15 protein-coding genes are annotated in these 18238 nt (G+C 63.6%); 10 read left to right on the forward strand and 5 right to left on the reverse strand.

Annotated features, from left to right (window positions below; all coding sequences use genetic code 11):
• Positions 1 to 2 precede the first annotated feature (2 nt).
• From QF038_RS08400 to nrdF, 7 genes are all read left to right on the forward strand, one after another.
• Positions 3 to 1403, forward strand: coding sequence for an NAD(P)/FAD-dependent oxidoreductase (locus QF038_RS08400; protein WP_307609715.1), 1401 nt, complete (start codon positions 3 to 5; stop codon positions 1401 to 1403).
• On the forward strand, positions 1400 to 2125 hold the full coding sequence (locus tag QF038_RS08405; protein ID WP_307609716.1) for a DUF1365 domain-containing protein: 726 nt from the start codon (positions 1400 to 1402) through the stop codon (positions 2123 to 2125). The genes QF038_RS08400 and QF038_RS08405 overlap by 4 nt, the downstream gene beginning before the upstream one ends.
• Entirely contained in the window at positions 2122 to 3534 is a 1413-nt protein-coding gene (locus QF038_RS08410; RefSeq protein WP_307609717.1) for a class I SAM-dependent methyltransferase, read from the forward strand. The genes QF038_RS08405 and QF038_RS08410 overlap by 4 nt, the downstream gene beginning before the upstream one ends.
• 399 nt (positions 3535 to 3933) lie before the next feature.
• On the forward strand, positions 3934 to 4179 hold the full coding sequence (nrdH, locus tag QF038_RS08415) for a glutaredoxin-like protein NrdH (RefSeq protein WP_050054847.1): 246 nt from the start codon (positions 3934 to 3936) through the stop codon (positions 4177 to 4179).
• A gap of 51 nt (positions 4180 to 4230) precedes the next feature.
• Positions 4231 to 4779: a class Ib ribonucleoside-diphosphate reductase assembly flavoprotein NrdI gene (gene nrdI / locus QF038_RS08420; protein WP_307609718.1), complete on the forward strand. Its 549-nt coding sequence runs from the start codon at positions 4231 to 4233 to the stop codon at positions 4777 to 4779.
• A 20-nt stretch (positions 4780 to 4799) separates the two neighbouring features.
• The gene (gene nrdE, locus QF038_RS08425; protein WP_307609719.1) at positions 4800 to 6920 is read left to right on the forward strand and encodes a class 1b ribonucleoside-diphosphate reductase subunit alpha; all 2121 of its coding nucleotides are present in this window, start codon (positions 4800 to 4802) and stop codon (positions 6918 to 6920) included.
• A gap of 108 nt (positions 6921 to 7028) precedes the next feature.
• Entirely contained in the window at positions 7029 to 8003 is a 975-nt protein-coding gene (gene nrdF / locus QF038_RS08430; protein ID WP_050054849.1) for a class 1b ribonucleoside-diphosphate reductase subunit beta, read from the forward strand.
• Between the two features lie 2350 nt (positions 8004 to 10353).
• Here nrdF and QF038_RS08435 read toward each other — a convergent pair.
• From QF038_RS08435 to QF038_RS08450, 4 genes are all read right to left on the reverse strand, one after another.
• Positions 10354 to 11121 (reverse strand): SCO1664 family protein, encoded by a 768-nt coding sequence (locus QF038_RS08435; RefSeq protein ID WP_307609720.1) that lies wholly within the window; start codon positions 11119 to 11121, stop codon positions 10354 to 10356.
• Entirely contained in the window at positions 11121 to 11678 is a 558-nt protein-coding gene (locus tag QF038_RS08440) for a DUF3090 domain-containing protein (RefSeq protein ID WP_307609721.1), read from the reverse strand. Before QF038_RS08440 ends, QF038_RS08435 begins: the two co-directional genes overlap by 1 nt.
• A gap of 24 nt (positions 11679 to 11702) precedes the next feature.
• A complete protein-coding gene (locus tag QF038_RS08445) occupies positions 11703 to 12395 on the reverse strand; it encodes an MSMEG_4193 family putative phosphomutase (protein WP_307609722.1) in 693 nt (230 codons plus the stop codon).
• Positions 12396 to 12461: 66 nt separating this feature from the next.
• Positions 12462 to 12842, reverse strand: coding sequence for a UBP-type zinc finger domain-containing protein (locus QF038_RS08450; RefSeq protein ID WP_307609723.1), 381 nt, complete (start codon positions 12840 to 12842; stop codon positions 12462 to 12464).
• Between the two features lie 227 nt (positions 12843 to 13069).
• On the opposite strand from QF038_RS08450, the gene QF038_RS08455 reads away from it, so the two are divergent.
• From QF038_RS08455 to QF038_RS08465, 3 genes are all read left to right on the forward strand, one after another.
• Positions 13070 to 14836: an FAD-dependent oxidoreductase gene (locus QF038_RS08455; RefSeq protein ID WP_307609724.1), complete on the forward strand. Its 1767-nt coding sequence runs from the start codon at positions 13070 to 13072 to the stop codon at positions 14834 to 14836.
• Positions 14820 to 15692: a hypothetical protein gene (locus tag QF038_RS08460; protein ID WP_307609725.1), complete on the forward strand. Its 873-nt coding sequence runs from the start codon at positions 14820 to 14822 to the stop codon at positions 15690 to 15692. The genes QF038_RS08455 and QF038_RS08460 overlap by 17 nt, the downstream gene beginning before the upstream one ends.
• A gap of 137 nt (positions 15693 to 15829) precedes the next feature.
• Positions 15830 to 16651, forward strand: coding sequence for a nuclease-related domain-containing protein (locus QF038_RS08465; protein WP_307609726.1), 822 nt, complete (start codon positions 15830 to 15832; stop codon positions 16649 to 16651).
• A 63-nt stretch (positions 16652 to 16714) separates the two neighbouring features.
• On the opposite strand, the gene QF038_RS08470 is transcribed toward QF038_RS08465, so the two are convergent.
• Entirely contained in the window at positions 16715 to 18235 is a 1521-nt protein-coding gene (locus tag QF038_RS08470) for an HNH endonuclease signature motif containing protein (RefSeq protein WP_307609727.1), read from the reverse strand.
• Positions 18236 to 18238 lie beyond the last annotated feature (3 nt).

Consider the following 18238-nt stretch of genomic DNA (forward strand, 5'->3'; position numbering starts at 1 on the left):
AATTGTCACCCGATCCAGCAGCAAGCGGAGGCGGACGACGGCGGGTGGCCGTCATCGGCAGCGGCGTTGCCGGCCTCACTGCCGCTTATGTCCTGAAGCGCGAGGACGACGTGACCCTGTTCGAGGCTGATTCGCGGCTGGGCGGGCACGCCCACACCCACGACATGCCCCAACCGGATGGCTCGGTTCTCGGTGTGGACACCGGATTCATCGTCCACAATGAGCGGACGTACCCCACGCTGCTGCGGCTTTTTGCCGAGCTGGGGGTGGAAACCCAGGACTCCGAAATGAGCATGTCCATCCGCTGCGACGGCTGCGGGCTGGAATACGCCGGTGCCCGTGGCGGTGCCAGGGGAATCATCGCCCGCCCGTCCAGCCTGCTGCGGGGCCGCTACCTGCTGATGCTGCTGGAGGTCACCCGCTTCTACCGCAAGGCCAGGGCGCTGCTGAACACGGCCCCGGTCTCCGCAGTCAGCCCGGACGACGCAGTTCCCGAGCTGACCCTGGGTGAGTTCCTCGAGCGTGAAAACTTCAGCCCCTACTTCGCCTCCCACTTCATGACCCCGGTGGTCAGCGCCGTCTGGTCCTGCGACCCCACCACTGCTTTGGCTTACCCGGCCCGCTACCTCTTCACGTTCCTTGGGCACCACGGGCTGCTGGGCGTTAAGGGCTCACCCCAGTGGCGCACGGTCACCGGCGGCTCAGCGCGGTACGTGGAGAAGCTGGCGGCCACCCTCCCGGACGTCCGGCTCAACACGCCAATCACCGCCGTGCGGCGGCATGCGCTAGGCATCGAACTGGTGACGGAAGCCGGAGTGGAGGATTTCGAGGCCGTGGTTATTGCCACCCACCCGGCGCAGGCGCTCGGGTTCCTGGCGGACGCCACCCCGGATGAAAAAGAAGCGTTGGGCGGGATGCCGTATTCGGTGAACCACACCGTGTTCCACCGGGATCCTGCTGTCCTGCCGTCCGCCGACAACGCCAGGGCATCCTGGAACTACCGGCTGCCGTCCTGCGAAGCCCGGCCGGACAAGGTCCTGGTCAGCTACGACCTGACCCGTCTGCAGCGGTTAAGCCCGTTGGACGGCAAGCGGTACCTGGTGAGCCTGGGGGAGTCCGAACTCATCGCCGAGGATGCAGTACTGGAGCGGATGGTCTACGAGCACCCGCAGTACACTCCGGAATCGGTGCAGGCACAGCAGGCAATCGCGGCACTCAGCGACAGCCGCATTGCCTATGCCGGCGCGTACCTCGGCTGGGGCTTCCATGAGGACGGCGCATTGTCCGGCGTCCGGGCCGCCGAATCGCTGGGACGCAGCTGGCCCATTGCCCTGCCTGCTGATCCGTTTGAATCCTTGGACGGCGGGGAGCGGGAGCTTCTTCCCGCAGCGGAACCCGCATGAGCTCCGCGATCTACCGCACCTCCATTTCGCACGTGCGGCATACCCCCTTGAAAAACTCGTTCACGTACCGCAGCTACAGCTGGTTCGTGGACGTTGACAGGCTTCCGCGGCTTCCGCTGCTGATGCGGCCTTTGGCCGTGTTCCGGTCCGGCGACCATCTGGGCGATCCGGACGCAACCATCCGCAGCAACGTGGAGCGGTACCTGCGTACTCAGGGGATAGAGCCCGACGGCGGCCCTATCCACATGCTGACCAGCGCCAGGGTCTTCGGCTATGTTTTCAACCCGCTGACGCTCTTCTGGTGCTACCGCTCCAACGGAGAGCTTGAGTGCGTGGTTGCCGAAGTCCACAACACGTACGGTGAGCGGCATTGCTACCTGCTCCGGACGGACCCCTTCGGGCGTGCCTCGGTGCCGAAGGCGTTCTACGTTTCACCGTTCAATGACGTGGACGGGCAGTACCGGATGAAGCTGCCTGTACCGGGGGAGCGGCTGGCTCTGTCCATCGTGCTCGAGCGCGAAGGCCATCAGCCGTTCATTGCGGCCATGGACGGCAGCAGCCGGCCCGCTACGGTGCGGAACATCCTGGCAGCAGCCTTCACGGTTCCGGCCGCGCCGCTGCTGGTATCCGCCCTCATCCGGCTACAGGGCATCAAACTCTGGGCGCAACGCCTGCCCGTTGTCGCCAAGCCACACCACCCCTCACAGGAGGCAGTCCAATGACACTGATTGACGACAACGAAACGGCTCCGGCTCCGCTCAGGGAGAAAATAAGGGCCAACGCTGAAGGCTACGCCGTAAGCCCGGCGCCCGGTGAAGATGCCCCGCACCTGGCCGCAGCCTGGAACCCAACGGGAGTGCCGGCGTCGCCCGCCACCATCGATGCGGACTTGTGGCCGGGAGTGGCCCAACCGCCGTCGGGAGCCAAGGCAGCCATCGCCGGAAAAGCCGCCGGGTTCCTCTTCAAGGGGGCAGTGAAGCGCCTGCCCCTGCGGGTGGAATACCCGGACGGCAGTGTTCTGGGGACCGGCGGTCCGGATGTGCCGGTGATGGTGATGGTACGGCCGGAGGCGTTTGAAGCCCGCATCGGGGACAACGGCCTGATCGGGCTGGGGGAGTCCTTTATGGCCGGCGACTGGGAAGCCAACGATCTGGCCGGCGTCCTCGAGGTGTTCGCCGCATCAGTGGGCACGCTGATTCCTACGCCCCTGCAGAAACTCCAAACCCTTTATCTGCCGCGTACCCCCCGGCAGGAGCGTAACGCTGAACAGAACACACGGAGCAACATCTCCCGGCACTACGACCTCTCCAATGACCTGTTCTCCAACTTCCTCGATTCCACCATGAGCTACTCCTCGGCCCTGTTCCCGCCTGGCGCCGGACCGCTGGGCTCCGTGGGGTGGGAGGCCCTGGCGGAAGCGCAGCGGGCCAAGATCGACAGGCTGCTGGACAAAGCGGGCGTGGGCGAGGGCACCCGGCTGCTGGAAATCGGCACCGGCTGGGGCGAACTGGCACTCCGGGCAGCGGTTCGGGGCGCCACTGTCTACAGTGTCACCCTCTCCAGTGAGCAGCAGGCGCTCGCACAGGAGCGCATCGCCGCGGCCGGTTACGCGGACCGGGTGACGGTGGCCCTGCAGGACTACCGTGCTGTGGAAGGCGAGTATGACGCCGTGGTCTCAGTGGAGATGATCGAGGCCGTGGGCTACGAATACTGGCCCAACTACTTCCAGACGATCGACCGGGTTCTGGCGCCGGGCGGAAAGGTTGCTATCCAGGCGATCACCATGCCGCACGGCCGGATGCTGGCCACGCGGGACGCCTACACCTGGGTCCACAAGTACATCTTCCCCGGCGGCTTCCTGCCGTCCGTCCGGGCCATCGAGAGTGTGACCCAGCAGCACACCACCCTGCGCGTGCGCGAGCGGATGGGCTTGGGGGACCACTACGCGGCCACCCTGCGGTTGTGGGAGGAGCGGTTCCTGGAGCGGTCCCACGAGGTGGCGGAGCTGGGTTTCGATGCGGTGTTCCAACGGATGTGGCTGTTCTACCTGTGCTACTCCCGGGCCGGCTTCCAGTCCGGCTACCTGGATGTACAACAGGTTGTGCTGGACCGCCGGGAGGTCCAGCTCTAGCAGCCGCTGCCGACGGCGCGGTCCGGCACCTGCCGGCTGCAGGCGTCGTGCGTTTGGTCACTTGAAGGGGTTCCGAAGGTCACTTCGGAGCCCCTTTTTGGTGCCGTCGCCACTCCGCCTGTACTCCGCGCGGCAGGTGCGACACGCCGTCTTTTCCACGACACGCTGGGCCTTAATTGTGGCTAAGTACTCCACAGGATGTGGATTCCGTCCGCAAAAACAGCGGGATTCCGGACATTTTGAAGGCCTCTGCCTGTGGATTAAAAGTGCATTAAATGACATACTTGTAATACATCATCTTGGGGTTCCAAAGAGGCGTCTGCACTAGATGTAGTATCTAGGTACAGCTTGGGCGGGAACACCGGACGAGCAAGTTTTCCAGAAAAGGGGACAGGAATCATGACCGTAACGGTTTACACAAAGCCTGCTTGTGTTCAGTGCAACGCCACCTACCGGGCTCTCGACAAAAAGGGCATCGCCTACCAGAGCGTTGACATCTCCCAGGACGCCGAAGCCCTCGAGCGCCTGAAGGCACTGGGTTACATGCAGGCCCCCGTTGTGGTCACGGACCAGGACCACTGGTCAGGCTTCCGCCCGGACAAGATCGAGGAACTGGCGCTCTCTGCAGTTTCCTCCGTGGCCTAAGGGGCCGCACTTTTTCCTGCCGGCAACCGTCAACCAGCTGAGGTGACTCCCATGGCAGCACCAGCAGCACAGGAATCCTACACGGTGCAGGAGTCCTATACATCGCAGGGAAACCCAGGAACGCAGCAAGTCCACGCGGCTCAGCGCGTGGATGCTGCGGAGCCGGTTTCCGCGGTTGTCACCGGCAGCCAGCTAATCTACTTTTCTTCGGCATCCGAGAACACCAGCCGCTTCGTCTCGAAGCTTGGCCGTGAGGTGGCCCGGATTCCGCTGCTCGCGAAGGACGCACCCCTCCTTGCCACCCGGCCGTATGTGCTGGTGGTGCCGACATATGGCGGCACCGGGGGAGAGGGTTCCGTCCCAAAGCAGGTCATCCGGTTCCTGAACAACCCGCAGAACAGGCAGCTGATCCGCGGGGTGATCGGGGCCGGCAACACAAACTTCGGGGACAACTACTGCATGGCGGGGGACATCATTGCCGCCAAGTGCGGAGTACCGCACCTTTACCGCTTCGAATTAATGGGCACGCCAGACGACGTGACCCGTGTAAACAATGGATTGGACACGTTTTGGACACGACTGTCGCAGACACAGAAGTAACCAGGGCCCAGAAGCCTGAGATGCCTGCCGCCTACAAGGGCCTGGGCTATCACGAGCTGAACGCGATGCTGAACCTGTATGGTCCCAGCGGCGAGATCCAGTTCGACGCGGACCGCGAGGCCGCCCACCAGTACTTCCTGCAGCACGTGAACAACAACACCGTGTTCTTCCACGACCTGGAAGAGAAGCTCGAATACCTGGTCAAGAACGACTACTACGAGCGCGAAACCCTCGACCAGTACACGATGAACTTCATCCGTGACCTGTTCAACCGCGCCTACAAAAAGAAGTTCCGCTTCGAGACCTTCCTGGGCGCGTTCAAGTTCTACACGTCCTACACGCTGAAGACGTTTGACGGCAAGCGGTTCCTGGAGCGCTACGAGGACCGCGTGTGCATGGTTGCCCTGCACCTGGCCCGCGGCAACGAGCAGCTTGCTCTGCAGATGGTGGATGAGATCATCGAGGGCCGCTTCCAGCCGGCCACGCCCACGTTCCTGAACGCCGGCAAGAAGCAGCGCGGCGAGCTGGTTTCCTGCTTCCTGCTCCGCATCGAAGACAACATGGAGTCGATCGGCCGCTCCATCAACTCCGCGCTGCAGCTGTCCAAGCGCGGCGGCGGCGTGGCGTTTGCGCTGACCAACATCCGCGAAGTGGGCGCGCCCATCAAGCAGATCGAGAACCAGTCCTCCGGCGTCATCCCCGTGATGAAGCTCCTCGAAGACAGCTTCTCCTACGCCAACCAGCTCGGTGCCCGCCAGGGTGCCGGTGCCGTGTACCTGCACGCGCACCACCCGGACATCTACCGGTTCCTGGACACCAAGCGGGAGAACGCGGACGAAAAGATCCGCATCAAGACCCTCTCCCTTGGCGTGGTCATCCCGGACATCACGTTCGAGCTGGCCAAGAAGGACGAGGACATGTACCTGTTCTCGCCCTACGACGTCGAGCGCGTCTACGGCATGCCGTTCTCCGACGTCTCGGTCACCGAGAAGTACTACGAGATGGTGGACGATTCCCGGATCAAGAAGACCAAGATCAAGGCGCGCGAGTTCTTCCAGACCCTTGCCGAGATCCAGTTCGAATCCGGCTACCCGTACATCATGTTCGAGGACACGGTGAACCGGGCGAACCCGATCGACGGCAAGATCATCATGTCCAACTTGTGCTCGGAGATCCTCCAGGTTTCCCAGCCCACCACGTACAACGATGACCTGTCCTACGCTGACACGGGCAAGGACATCTCCTGCAACCTGGGTTCGCTGAACATCGCCAAGACCATGGACTCGCCGGACTTCGGCCTGACCATCGAGACGGCCATCCGCTCGCTCTCGGCGGTCTCGGACATGTCCAACATCACCTCGGTGCCGTCCATCGCCAAGGGCAACGACCAGAGCCATGCCATCGGCCTGGGCCAGATGAACCTGCACGGCTACCTGGCCCGCGAGCGGGTGCACTACGGTTCCGAAGAGGGCCTGGACTTCACCAACATCTACTTCTACTCGGTGGTGTACCACGCCGTCCGCGCCTCCAACCTGCTGTCCATCGAGACCGGCCAGACCTTCGGCGGCTTCGAGAAGTCCAAGTACGCCTCGGGCGAGTTCTTCGACAAGTACACGGAGCAGGAGTGGGTGCCGCAGACTGAGAAGGTCCGCGAGCTGTTCAAGAACGTGCACATCCCCACGCAGGCTGACTGGCTGGCGCTGAAGGCTTCGGTCATGGAGCACGGCATCTACAACCAGAACCTGCAGGCCGTGCCGCCCACCGGCTCGATCTCCTACATCAACAACTCCACCTCCTCGATCCACCCGGTGGCGTCCAAGATTGAGATCCGCAAGGAAGGCAAGATCGGCCGCGTCTACTACCCGGCGCCGTACCTCACCAACGACAACCTGGAGTACTACCAGGACGCGTACGAGATCGGCTACGAGAAGGTCATCGACACCTACGCCGCAGCCACCCAGCACGTGGACCAGGGCCTGTCCCTGACGCTGTTCTTCAAGGACACCGCCACCACGCGCGATATCAACAAGGCCCAGATCTACGCCTGGAAGAAGGGCATCAAGACCATCTACTACATCCGTCTCCGCCAGCTCGCGCTGGAAGGGACGGAGGTGGAGGGCTGCGTCAGCTGCATGCTGTAGCCCCGGTGGTCGAGCCTGTCGAGACCCCAGCTTGAGTACGACGGCGGGCGCCCGACCGCCGTCGTACGCTTTAACTTAGAGAAACCCACCCAACGTTTAGGGGATGACATGACCGAGAAGGTCAAGCTGCTGAGCCACGTCGAGGCCATTAACTGGAACCGCATCCAGGACGACAAGGACGTGGAGGTCTGGAACCGGCTCGTCAACAACTTCTGGCTGCCGGAGAAGGTGCCGCTGTCCAACGACGTCCAGTCATGGAACACCCTCACGCCCGCTGAGCAGCAGCTCACCATGCGTGTGTTCACCGGCCTGACCCTGCTGGACACCATCCAGGGCACGGTCGGCGCTGTCTCCCTGATCCCGGATGCGCTCACTCCGCATGAAGAAGCCGTGTACACCAACATTGCCTTCATGGAGTCCGTCCACGCCAAGAGCTACTCCTCCATCTTCTCCACACTGGCTTCCACCAAGGAGATCGACGAGGCATTCCGCTGGTCCACTGAGAACTCGAACCTTCAGAAGAAGGCCCAGATCGTCATGGACTACTACCAGGGCGACGATCCCCTGAAGCGTAAGGTGGCATCCACCCTTCTGGAGAGCTTCCTGTTCTACTCGGGCTTCTACCTGCCCATGTACTGGTCCTCCCGCGCCAAGCTCACGAACACCGCAGACCTGATCCGCCTGATCATCCGCGATGAGGCCGTGCACGGCTACTACATCGGCTACAAGTTCCAGAAGGGCCTGGAAGGCCTGTCCGAGGAGCGCAAGCAGGAGATCAAGGACTACACCTTCGAGCTGCTCTTCGAGCTGTACGAAAACGAAGTCCAGTACACGCACGACCTCTACGACGGCGTCGGCCTCGCGGAGGACGTCAAGAAGTTCCTGCACTACAACGCCAACAAGGCGCTCATGAACTTGGGCTACGAGGCCATGTTCCCGTCCTCCGTTACCGACGTGAACCCGGCCATCCTGTCGGCGCTGTCCCCGAACGCTGACGAGAACCACGACTTCTTCTCGGGCTCGGGTTCGTCCTACGTGATCGGCAAGGCAGTCAACACCGAAGACGAGGACTGGGACTTCTAGTTTCTTCTTTGCCTTGTTGAGAAGTGTCCCGACGTGAGCCACGTCGGGACACTTTCTTTTTACGTTATCCGCTTCGCCGGGGTGACCAGCGCTGCGTGGTGTTCACCAGGAGGCGTGGATTGGCCTGGGCGTCAACCTGGAGGTGGCATGGGACAGTGCTGGCGGGTGCGTCCACCAGCTGGGCAATCCCGGCACCGGTCATTCCCTTCCGGTGACTTCAAGGCGGCGGCTTCAAAATATCCCTTCAGCTGTGAACCTTTCTGATTCTCAGCCGGTGCCGACGTCTCGGGATCTTGCCCGTTGCGGCGCCAACGTCGTGCCACGGCCTGTAGGAGAGGCTGCTGACAGGTCCAGCCGTAGGTGGAGCGGAAGCTACCAGCGATGATCCACGCCGGCGGCGGCGCAACCGTAAGAGCACGAATACCGTCAAGCCGATCCACGCGGTGGCAACAGAGAAAATCAGGATCAACGCTGCGGTCGTGCTCATGGCTCAGTGTAGGTGTGGGACGAGGGGTCTGATCCTCTCTTTGAGCAAGGGTTACGGACCCGTGATTGCGGCGAGACGGCCGTTACCGGTTCATGATCTTCCGCCCACTGGTAACGCTCCGGCCGCGGGATTGACCACGCCCTGGGCTGCCCGGTACTGGCACCCGCCTGTGCCCACATAAGCTCCGAAGATGGGGTAGGGCGGTCTGACGCCAATGCGCGGGCCGGGGCGTAGGTGGGGGAGTACGGAAGCCTCCGCTTAGCGGGTTGCCCCAAATTACTGGACTGGCTGGAAGCCCTCCCACCCAACGCCGCCATTGCGTCCTTAGACAGGCGCCTCGCTTCAGGTGGTTCCTCCCGCTGGGCTTCGACCAGAACAATCAGCATCGTCAGGATGGTGACCGTCCACGCGGTCGCGGCGAGGAACACCAAGCCGATCGCCACTAAGGGTTGCATGCCGAAGGCCTAGGACTTTAGGGCCGTGAATCCCGGACGCAACTCCGCAGCATCACGGTTACTGGCGACCGCAGGCAAGCAGGCCGGCCTGGCCCTTGGGCGAGATGGTGGCTACAGGCCGGAGGCCCGATGCGCCACAGTCTTGACGTCTCTCGCAGCGCGGCGCGCTTCTGCGGGCTTGTTGAAGCAGCCGGCGGAATAGGCCATGAAGTAGTCCACGGGCTGCACTGCCCTCCAGCCCCAGCCACCAGCCGGGTGAGGGTAGATTTGATACTCGGCCCGCAGCGCTGCTGACTGGAATGCAGCCGCTTCATTCCGGGCAAAGGCCAGAGAAACGTAATACCTGCCAGCCCAGGCCAGTAGCTCGTCATTGACTCCGCAAAGCCACCACGACGGTTGCCCGCCCTGACCGAGTGTTACTCGGAACGCGACCATATCCGCTCCATCCTCGTCACAGGTGGGATTCGCCCTACCCGAGCCCGGCCCGGGGTGACCGGCACGTTGAGGCAATGATGGGGGACAAGGTGCAAAAGCGGGACACGAAAGTCCCCAAGAGTTGATCAAGAAGTCACGACGGGGTGCCATGCGCCCACGAAAAAGGTGCGCCCCGTTCGCTGAGCGCACCCTTTTCGATTACCCCTCGCAGTCAAATCCCCATCCGACTGCAATCATGATAAGCATACTTAGGATTATGTGCGCAAGCCGTTGGGTACTGGTGACAGACCCGGGAGAAACCCTTAAGGCCTCTTCACACCTCGATGTGCTGCAGCCAACCTCCAAGCTGTACCCAGGTTCGTGCCGGAGACAAAGGATCCAATCCAGGCGATCCCCGCGGACCCGACCGTGTCAGCAGCTGTAAACAGCACCACGCAAACCACCAGCGCCCCGAATAGACACAGCTTCGACACCCACTCGTGGTGCGAGCCGAACCGAAAGAGCCAGACTCCCATCGCGGCCCCGGCACCCAGGGCGGCGAAAGCCTGCCATGGCGCCGCAAGTCGTCCGAAGACGACGAAGGCAATCGTCGCGCAGAGGACGACGAGGCCAAAAACAAGGTAACTCGTCCCCGACTCGCGCTTCGAGGAGCGTCTCTTTCCCGCGTGTATCGTTCCTGATCGCACTTACCGACCCAACCCCCTTGACTCTATCGCCGCGCCTGCCGAGAGCTACGCGGTTCGACCCCTGGATCATAATCGTATGGGACCTGCTTGAAGGTGAGGGCTCGTTCCGAATCGGGGGACTGGAGCCAGGGAAAAGCGGCCCCCACGTCAGGTTGACATCGTGATCGAGGCAATCCCTCCCACACACTTCCATTTAACGTCAGCCCCAAGGCATGAGTCCCGCCTTCGCGGCCCCAAGGCTGCCGGTTTGGCTGGCCTAACGCTGCGAAGCCTGTGCCCTGGTGTCCTCAGAACAGCGGCCAGGGCACCGCGGGCATGTCACCGCTCGGAGCCGGAAACCGCCCTGTTGAGCGCAATCGGGCGCAGCGCGCGGCGAGTGAGGCAATCTCCTCGGCGCTCAGCAAGTTCGCCAGGTTTCGCCCCAGCTCACCGTGCAGTCCTTCGATGACATGATCGACGCCGTCGCGTTCCTGGTCAGTCAACGTGTCTCCCAGCCACCCCCACAGCACCGTGCGCAGCTTGTGGTCATAGTGAAACGTGAGCCCGTGGTCCACGCCGTGCCGGTGTCCGTCTGGCATGGCAAGGATATGATCGCCTTTGCGGTCGGCGTTGTTGACGACGACGTCGAACACCGCCATGCGTCTGAGCTCTGGCGTGTCCTCGTGTATGAGGGCGACCATCCGCCCCGTCTCATCCTGACCCTCAAGTACCTGTTTCCACCCGGTCTCCGGAACGTCGTCCGCCGCAACGAGATCCACCGCGTTCTGGTCGGCGTCAGTCTCCTGCCACAGCTGCACCATTCCCTTGCCTAAAGGACCATCACGGAGCCAGGTGCGGGGAACCACGTTCCAGCCGAGGACCTCAGAAACCAGATAGGCGGCGACCTCCCGGTGGGCGAGGAAGCCGTCGGGGAAATCCCACAGTGGTTTCTCTCCGGCTATCGGCTTATAAACGACTGTGGTGTCGGCGATGGTGCCCACAAAGGTGGCATTCGACGCCGTCGTGATCCGCCCGGTGAGCGTCAGCTCGGCAGTCAGCAGCTCGGGTGCTGGCATCAGACCTCGGGCAGGGTGCAGACGTGCCCGTCGGGGTCCACGGGAAAACCGCAGAGCGGGCACGCGGGACGCCCGGCGCCCACCACCTCCCGGGTCCGCTTGGCGAACGCGCGCGCAGTCCCTACCGGCATCCGCACCAGCAGCATTTCGGGCGCTTCGACGCCGTGCCCATCGAGCGATTCGTCGTCATCATCATCGTCATCGACATCGGTGATCGGGTATGCCTCTATGACCACCTGCGCCGTCGTCGGATCCCAACCTAAGGTCATGGCCCCGGTTCGGAACTGCTCCTCGACCGTCTCAAGTTGGTCATTGTCGACGAGTTCGATGGGAGTACCCGTGGGAACGCTGAAGGGGTTGCCCTCGAGGGTGATGAGCTGATCGAGGATTTCGTCAACCTTCTCGGCAAGCTGCGCCGACTGCTGCTTCTCCAGGGCGATGCTCACAATTTGCTTACCTGTTCGTACCTGCAGGTAGAACGTGCGCGCCCCTGGAACGCCGACGGTACCGATGACGACCCGGTCAGGCCAGGCAAACTCGTGAACACGTGTGGGCATGTCAGTATTTTAGGCACATGGGGTCTACTGCACCGTCTGTCCCGCGCCACCGCCCACGGGTGCGTCGCCGGAGTTGATGCCTTTGGACAGCCATGACAGATCGCCTGCATCGGTGTTTGTCGCATAGACGCTCGGCCGAACAGCGCCATAGTGCACGATCGATACGGAGGCAGGGCCCACGTTGATGCGCTGGAACAGGTCGAGGTGCATTCCGAGCGCGTCGGCGAGGATTGATTTGATGATGTCACCGTGACTCACTGCCACCCACACTGCTCCTGGCCCATACTCGGCTTCGAAAGCTGCATCGTGGCGTCGGATTGCTGCTACCGACCGGGCCTGCATCGCCGCCATGGATTCACCGCCGGGAAAAACGACGGCGGACGGCTGGGACTGCACAGCAGCCCACAGGTCTTCGGTCGCGAGATCACTGAGCATGCGGCCCTGCCACTGGCCGTAATCGCACTCGGTGAGATCGGGATCGGACGGCGAATAAGGAGTACCAGCCTGGCGATCGAGGATGAGCCGGGCGGTCTGCTGGCAACGTTCGAGGGGGCTCGATACCACCCCGGCTAAGGGCACCACCGCGAGCCGGTCTCCGGTCACAGCTGCCTGCTCGAGCCCGATCTGGTCCAAACTGACTCCGGCTGCCCGACCAGCCAGCAGTCCAGCAGCGTTGGCAGTGGTGCGGCCGTGCCGCACGAGGATTACTGTCGCCATTCCTACAGCCTAACCAGCCTTCCTCGCTGTATCCCGGCGTCGAGGTTGTTGGTTCGGAACATGCGGTTACCGGTGCAGGCGTTCCCGCCAGTCCGCCGGTACTTTGTCGGCGGGGGCAGGCGCCGGTTGATCCAGGGGCCTGGACTGGGGATCCGGAAGCCGCGGGCCGTGGAAGAACTTTTTGGTGGTGTGCTCGTAGAACCAGTTCTCGCCAGGTTCAAATGACCTCATGACGGCGTGGCCGACGTTACGCGCGTGGGCACTGGCATGCTGTGACGGTGACGAATCGCAGCATCCGATATGGCCGCATTGGGCGCAGCGGCGAAGATGAAGCCACCAACCTGGGCCGTCACCGTCAAGGCACTCCAGGCAACCTTTTCCACTGGGTATGGCAGTGAGGCTGATTCCCGGAATAGGGCGATCCTCCATGGGGTCCTCCACTTTCATCGCTGCCGTTTTGCCAGGTCATCCAGCTTGCCCGCCCAAGGAGCCATTCTGGCAGAATCGTCGCGCCCTTGGAATGGCGAATTCGGGGTGACGAGGCGGCCCCAATACAACTCCAACTACGGCCGGCAAAAGACGTTCCGCAGGCACCGGGCATCTCTTGTCCCCATCGTCCAATCGCGAGTATCGTGAGCGCCACCGAACCATTTTGATCCGGAAAGACGGCGGCCATGGACCACTCGGTTCCGATCATGTTGCTTGCCACCACAGACCCGAACTCCCGGCGGATTCTTGAAGATGAGTTACGTCGACGGTACGGTGCCGACTACGAGGTGGTGGCCTGCGCCGACTACGCCCACGGGCGGGCGGTACTGGAGGGGCTCCGGCGGTGGAATCGCCCGGTCGCCCTCATACTCGGTTGCTATGGACCTGCTGACCGTGGAGGACTCGATTTCCTGCGGCGTGCCTATGGCTTTCACCCTGCCGCCAAGCGCGGTGTTGTGGTGACATGGGGTGACTTCGCCAGCGCGCCCACTGTCTTCCGGGCTATCGCCCAGGGGTACGCCGAATTGGTGATCATACGTCCCGAGCGATCGCGTGACGAAGAGTTCCACGGGGCAATTACTGACGCCCTCGACGACTGGCACCTGGCCCAGGGTGTCGGCTTCGAGGCAGTCCGGCTGATCGGGGAGGTAGGCGACCAAAGGACTCACATGTTGCGCGACTCCTTGAGCCGAAACCACATCCCGGCGGTCTTCCACCCTGTGGGGTCTGAGACCGCGCAACGGACGTTGGAGAGCCTGGGCCTGCGCAACCCCGTGCTGCCGGTTATGGTGCTGGAGTTCACCGCTCCACCCATTGTGCTCGAGAATCCCAGTAACGAGGAGATCGCCGAAGCGATGGGGGTGACGCGACCGCCACCGGCGGGCAAGATCTTCGATGTGGTGATCGTGGGAGCCGGTCCCTCCGGTCTCGCGACTGCTGTTTACGCCTCCTCCGAGGGCCTCTCCACCATGGTGGTGGAGGGAGAGGCTGTGGGAGGCCAGGCTGGCACCAGTTCATTGATCCGCAACTACCCTGGCTTCTCCCGCGGTGTGAGCGGCGCCCACCTGGCCTACCGCTCATTCCATCAGGCCTGGACTTTGGGGACGGACTTCCTGTTCCTGCGGAAGGTGGAGGGGCTCCGCGTGGACGGGGCACTCTACGCTGTGTCAATTTCCGATGGCAGCGTGGTGCGATGCCGCACTGTGGTGGTGGCCACCGGTGTGGACTACCGTCGCCTCGGCATACTTCAGCTCGAGGATCTGGTCGGCAGAGGCGTCTTCTACGGGGCCACAGTTTCCGAGGCGCCGTCCATGGCCGGAAAGCCCGTCTGCGTGGTGGGTGGCGGCAACTCGGCCGGACAGGCCGTTCTGCACCTTGCGAAGTACGCGAAGAAGGTGACGCTGCTGGTGCGCGGACCCACCCTGTCGGTCAGCATGTCGGAATACCTCATCTCCCAGCTTGAGGCCACCCGGAACGTTGCGATCCGCTATCGCACCGCGCTCGTTGGGGCCCGCCATCAGGACGGATTCCTTACCGCCGTCAAGGTCGCCGCATCCGAAGCCTCCGATGCAACCGCAGGCGAGGAGATTGAAGCGGCAGGTTTGTTTGTGCTGATCGGTTCGGTGCCGCGGACCTCTTGGCTGCCGGCCACTGTGGAGCGGGACCCGGCCGGTTTTCTGCGCACGGGCGTCAGCCGGGATGTCAGTGACACCGGGTCCGTCCGGCCCGCCAGGCCCCCATTGGCGCTGGAAACCAGCTTGCCCGGCGTTTTCGCTATCGGCGACGTGAGGTCCGGTTCGATCAAAAGAGTTGCCACGGCAGTCGGGGACGGCGCCACCGTGGTCTCGATGCTTCACGCCTACCTGGCCGAGAACCCCCTGCCCGCCTCGCCTCATGCTCCTGGTGGGGAAACCGCACCCGAGGAGCGGCCAGGTGATGTCCGCGTCAACTGAAGTCACACCGTTGATTCCGCCCATGCGGTGGCTGCTCTACGTCGCTGCATTCCTGGTATTCCTTGCCGGGCTTGTGCTGTTCGTGTTTCCGCTCCAGACCAATGAATTCTTTGCGTGGACAGTCAATCCGCCCATGACTGCCGTCTTCCTCGGGGCTGCTTACTGGGCGAGTGCAGGCCTGGAGATGACCGGCGCCCGTTCGGAGAGTTGGCATTCAGCGAGGCTGGCGGTCTGGCCTGTGTTCATTTTCACGACATTGACCTTGGGAGTCACCCTGGTCCATATCGATCGCTTCCACCTTTCACCAGGCACGGCCCCCACTGCCCAAATAGCCACCTGGGCATGGCTGGCAATCTATGCCCTGGTGCCGGTGGCGATGCTCGTCATCAGCAGGATGCAGCTCAGGTCCCAGCATCCTGCCCCAGTATTCAGAACAGCGGGACGACCAGTGTTGCCGCCTGTCCTCCGGCTGCTCCTGGCGGGAATCGCGGGGGTGCTGCTGTTGTATGGCGTGGCGCTGCTGGCAGTACCGGTTCTTGCCGCGGCGTGGTGGCCTTGGCCGTTGTCCGAGCTCACAGGGAGGGCGATCGGAGCGTGGCTGGTCGGCCTGGGGTGGGCGGCCGCGCAGGGTCAGTTCAGCCGCGACCTCCGCACAGTCCGCCCCGTGGCCCTGACCTCCGTTGCCTTCGTCATTCTGCAGGCGATCGCCCTGCTGCGGTACGGCGGCGTCTTGACATGGCCGAGCGCACCGGCGATCGGCTTCGTAACCGTACTGCTTGCCATTGGAGTGGCCGGCGGGTGGGCGCTCTCGCTATCCCGTTCAGGGGTAACCCGGGCAGGCACCGTGGGACTGTAAATCCGCTCTTAACCGCAGGCATGGCGCACCATAGCGCAAGGATTCCGGCAAGATTCGGGCACTGCCCCCCACAACAGGCATCAGCCGGGGAGGGAGCGCCCTAAGCTCTGGTTTATGCGACTTTCGAGCAGCCGGCCATGACCGCCGAACACGGCCCTATCCTCCTCGGACAGCGGGTGCCGGGGCAAGCCGTCATGGAGGAGTTGATGGCGGTCCAGAGCGTGGTGCGGCCCCGTACGTGGCTCCAGCGGGTCTTCGGCACCAGTCCACTCAGCCCGGAGGCCCAGCCTTGGTACAAGGGGGCCCTCGGGGAGATCGCCGTCGGACGCATCCTTGAGCAACTGGGCCCCGACTGGCTGGTGCTGCATGCCATTCCTGTGGGGCGGGGTTCATCGGACATCGACCACCTGCTCGTGGGTCCGGCAGGCGTCTTCACGGTCAACACGAAGAACCACTCGGGCCAACCCGTATGGGTAGCGAACCGGACGCTTATGGTGGCGGGCAAGAAGACCCGGCACCTTTACAACGCCGACTTCGAAGCGTCGCGGGCGTCCAAGCTGCTCACTGCCGCCGTGGGTGGCGCGGTCGATGTTACTGCGATGGTGGTGGTTGTTGATCCCAAGAGTATGACGATCAAGTCCCGGCCCGACCGTGTTGTGGTGCTCAGGGACGGGCAGCTCCTGGGGTGGCTAAGGCATCGCAAATCCGAGCTGGGGCCGGCCGACGTGGGCAGGATAGCCTCTGCTGCTGTGCTGGCGCAGACCTGGCACCGAAAGCCGGGCCCAGCGGGGGATCCAGAGGGGCTGCAACAAAGCTTCATTGCGCTCCGGCTGCTGGTGCATCAGGCCCTACGGCGGCGGGCAGCCTGGGCGCTGGGCGTTCCGGTGGCCGGATTGCTGATGTTGGCCAACGCGGGCCACCTGGCGGCGGCGATACTGCAATCGTTGGGTGGACGGTGACATGCGTTTAGGGGCCTGCACATGAACATGCAGGACCCGCCGGTCGCCCCGATTACTGGTTCGCTAGGAGCTGCCGTGGAGGAACCGCTCCAGGTAGTCCTCTCCGGGGGAGCATCCGGTGTAGATGAAGTCCGGTGGATCGCAGGGTGATGATCGTAAACGCAGTCCGCCTTGCCACGGCGGTGCCAGTTGTTGGGGCCAGTGTTGTGGTTCCCAGTCGTGGTGTTGATGGTGTTTCGGGCAGAGCTGGGCCAGGTTGCTGATCCCGGTGGTACCGCCGTCTTGCCAGGCTTGAAGGTGGTCGGTCTCGTTGTCCAGGGATGGGTTGTTGCAGCCGGGGAAGGTGCACTTACCGTCCCGGAGTTGCAGGGCTTTTTTCATGGCTTTGGTGAGCCGGTAGCTGGTGCGTCCGATTTCCAGCGGCGCCCCGTCCCGCGGATCCACCAGCACCCGGTAGAACGAGGTGGCACCGTTGGCGATGAGTCTGCGGGCCATCGACGCAGGGATCGGACCATACCCGTCCAGGTTTGCCGGTTCGTCCGTGATGCCGAACAGGGCGAGTACCGGCACGGTGACGAGAACGTCCACCCTGGGTGCCGGGACGGTGCCCAAGGCGGCACCTGCGTACGTTTCACCCGGCTTGCCTGCAGCCGCGATGCTTTCTCCCGTGCTGCTTTGTTCTGTGCTGGCCTGTCCCGCGCTGCTTTGTCCTGTGCTGGCCTGTCCCGCGCTGCTTTCTTGTGTGCTGGTTTCCGGGCCGGGGTGAAGTGCGGTTCCGGCGCCGAGCAGGAGGCTGGCGGCGATGTCGGGGCGGAGTTGGGTGATGGTCCGGGGTTCGTCGGGGCCCTGGAGGCCGCGGGCGAGGGCGGTGGTGCGGTTCCAGATGGCTGAGGCCTGGTCCGCGGGAACATACAGGGAAACCCGGGCCATGCCGTCGCGGTCCGGGGTATATTCCATCCGCCGGTCCGCGGCGCATCTGGCGTGGCGCTTCTCCAAGCTCTCCGGGTGGTGGCGCTCCCGCCACTTCCTGGCCTTGGCACGGAACCTGTACGCCGGCAACTCCCCGATCGGGGCCGCCGCGGCCGGCCGGGGCACGTCCGGGTCCAGGAAGTGGGCCTCAAGCGCGGCGGCACATGCGGGGTCAAGGCCGGCCGTTTCCTCCACCACCGCCAGGGCGTGCGGCCACGTGATCGTCCCTGCCTGCAACGCCGAGAACGTCAGCGGCCGTTCCTTCGTTATGGCGTGGGAGGCGGCCAGGAACGCACCGGCGGCCCGGGAGCCGAGGGCCAGGAGCGCGCCGATTTCCGCGGCGACAGCCATTTCCAGCGCCTGCACCGGCACGTGTGGCCCCGCAATCGCCCGCGCAGTGTCCGCATACGTCACGGCAGCCTGCGCCTTCACAGCGGCGATCCCGGCCTCCGCCACCCGCGTTCCGGCAAGAATGTCCAGGCACCCATCTCCCAGCCCGGCCAACGGATCAGCATCCGAGAACGGCTCCGAACCGCAGCCCTCCGCCTCCGCGTTGAGCACGGCAAGGGCGGCATTGATGTCCTCAAACGCCTTCACCACCGCCGCTTTCCCCATGCA

It is taken from the genome of Pseudarthrobacter sp. W1I19, from assembly GCF_030817835.1.
Lineage (GTDB): Bacteria > Actinomycetota > Actinomycetes > Actinomycetales > Micrococcaceae > Arthrobacter.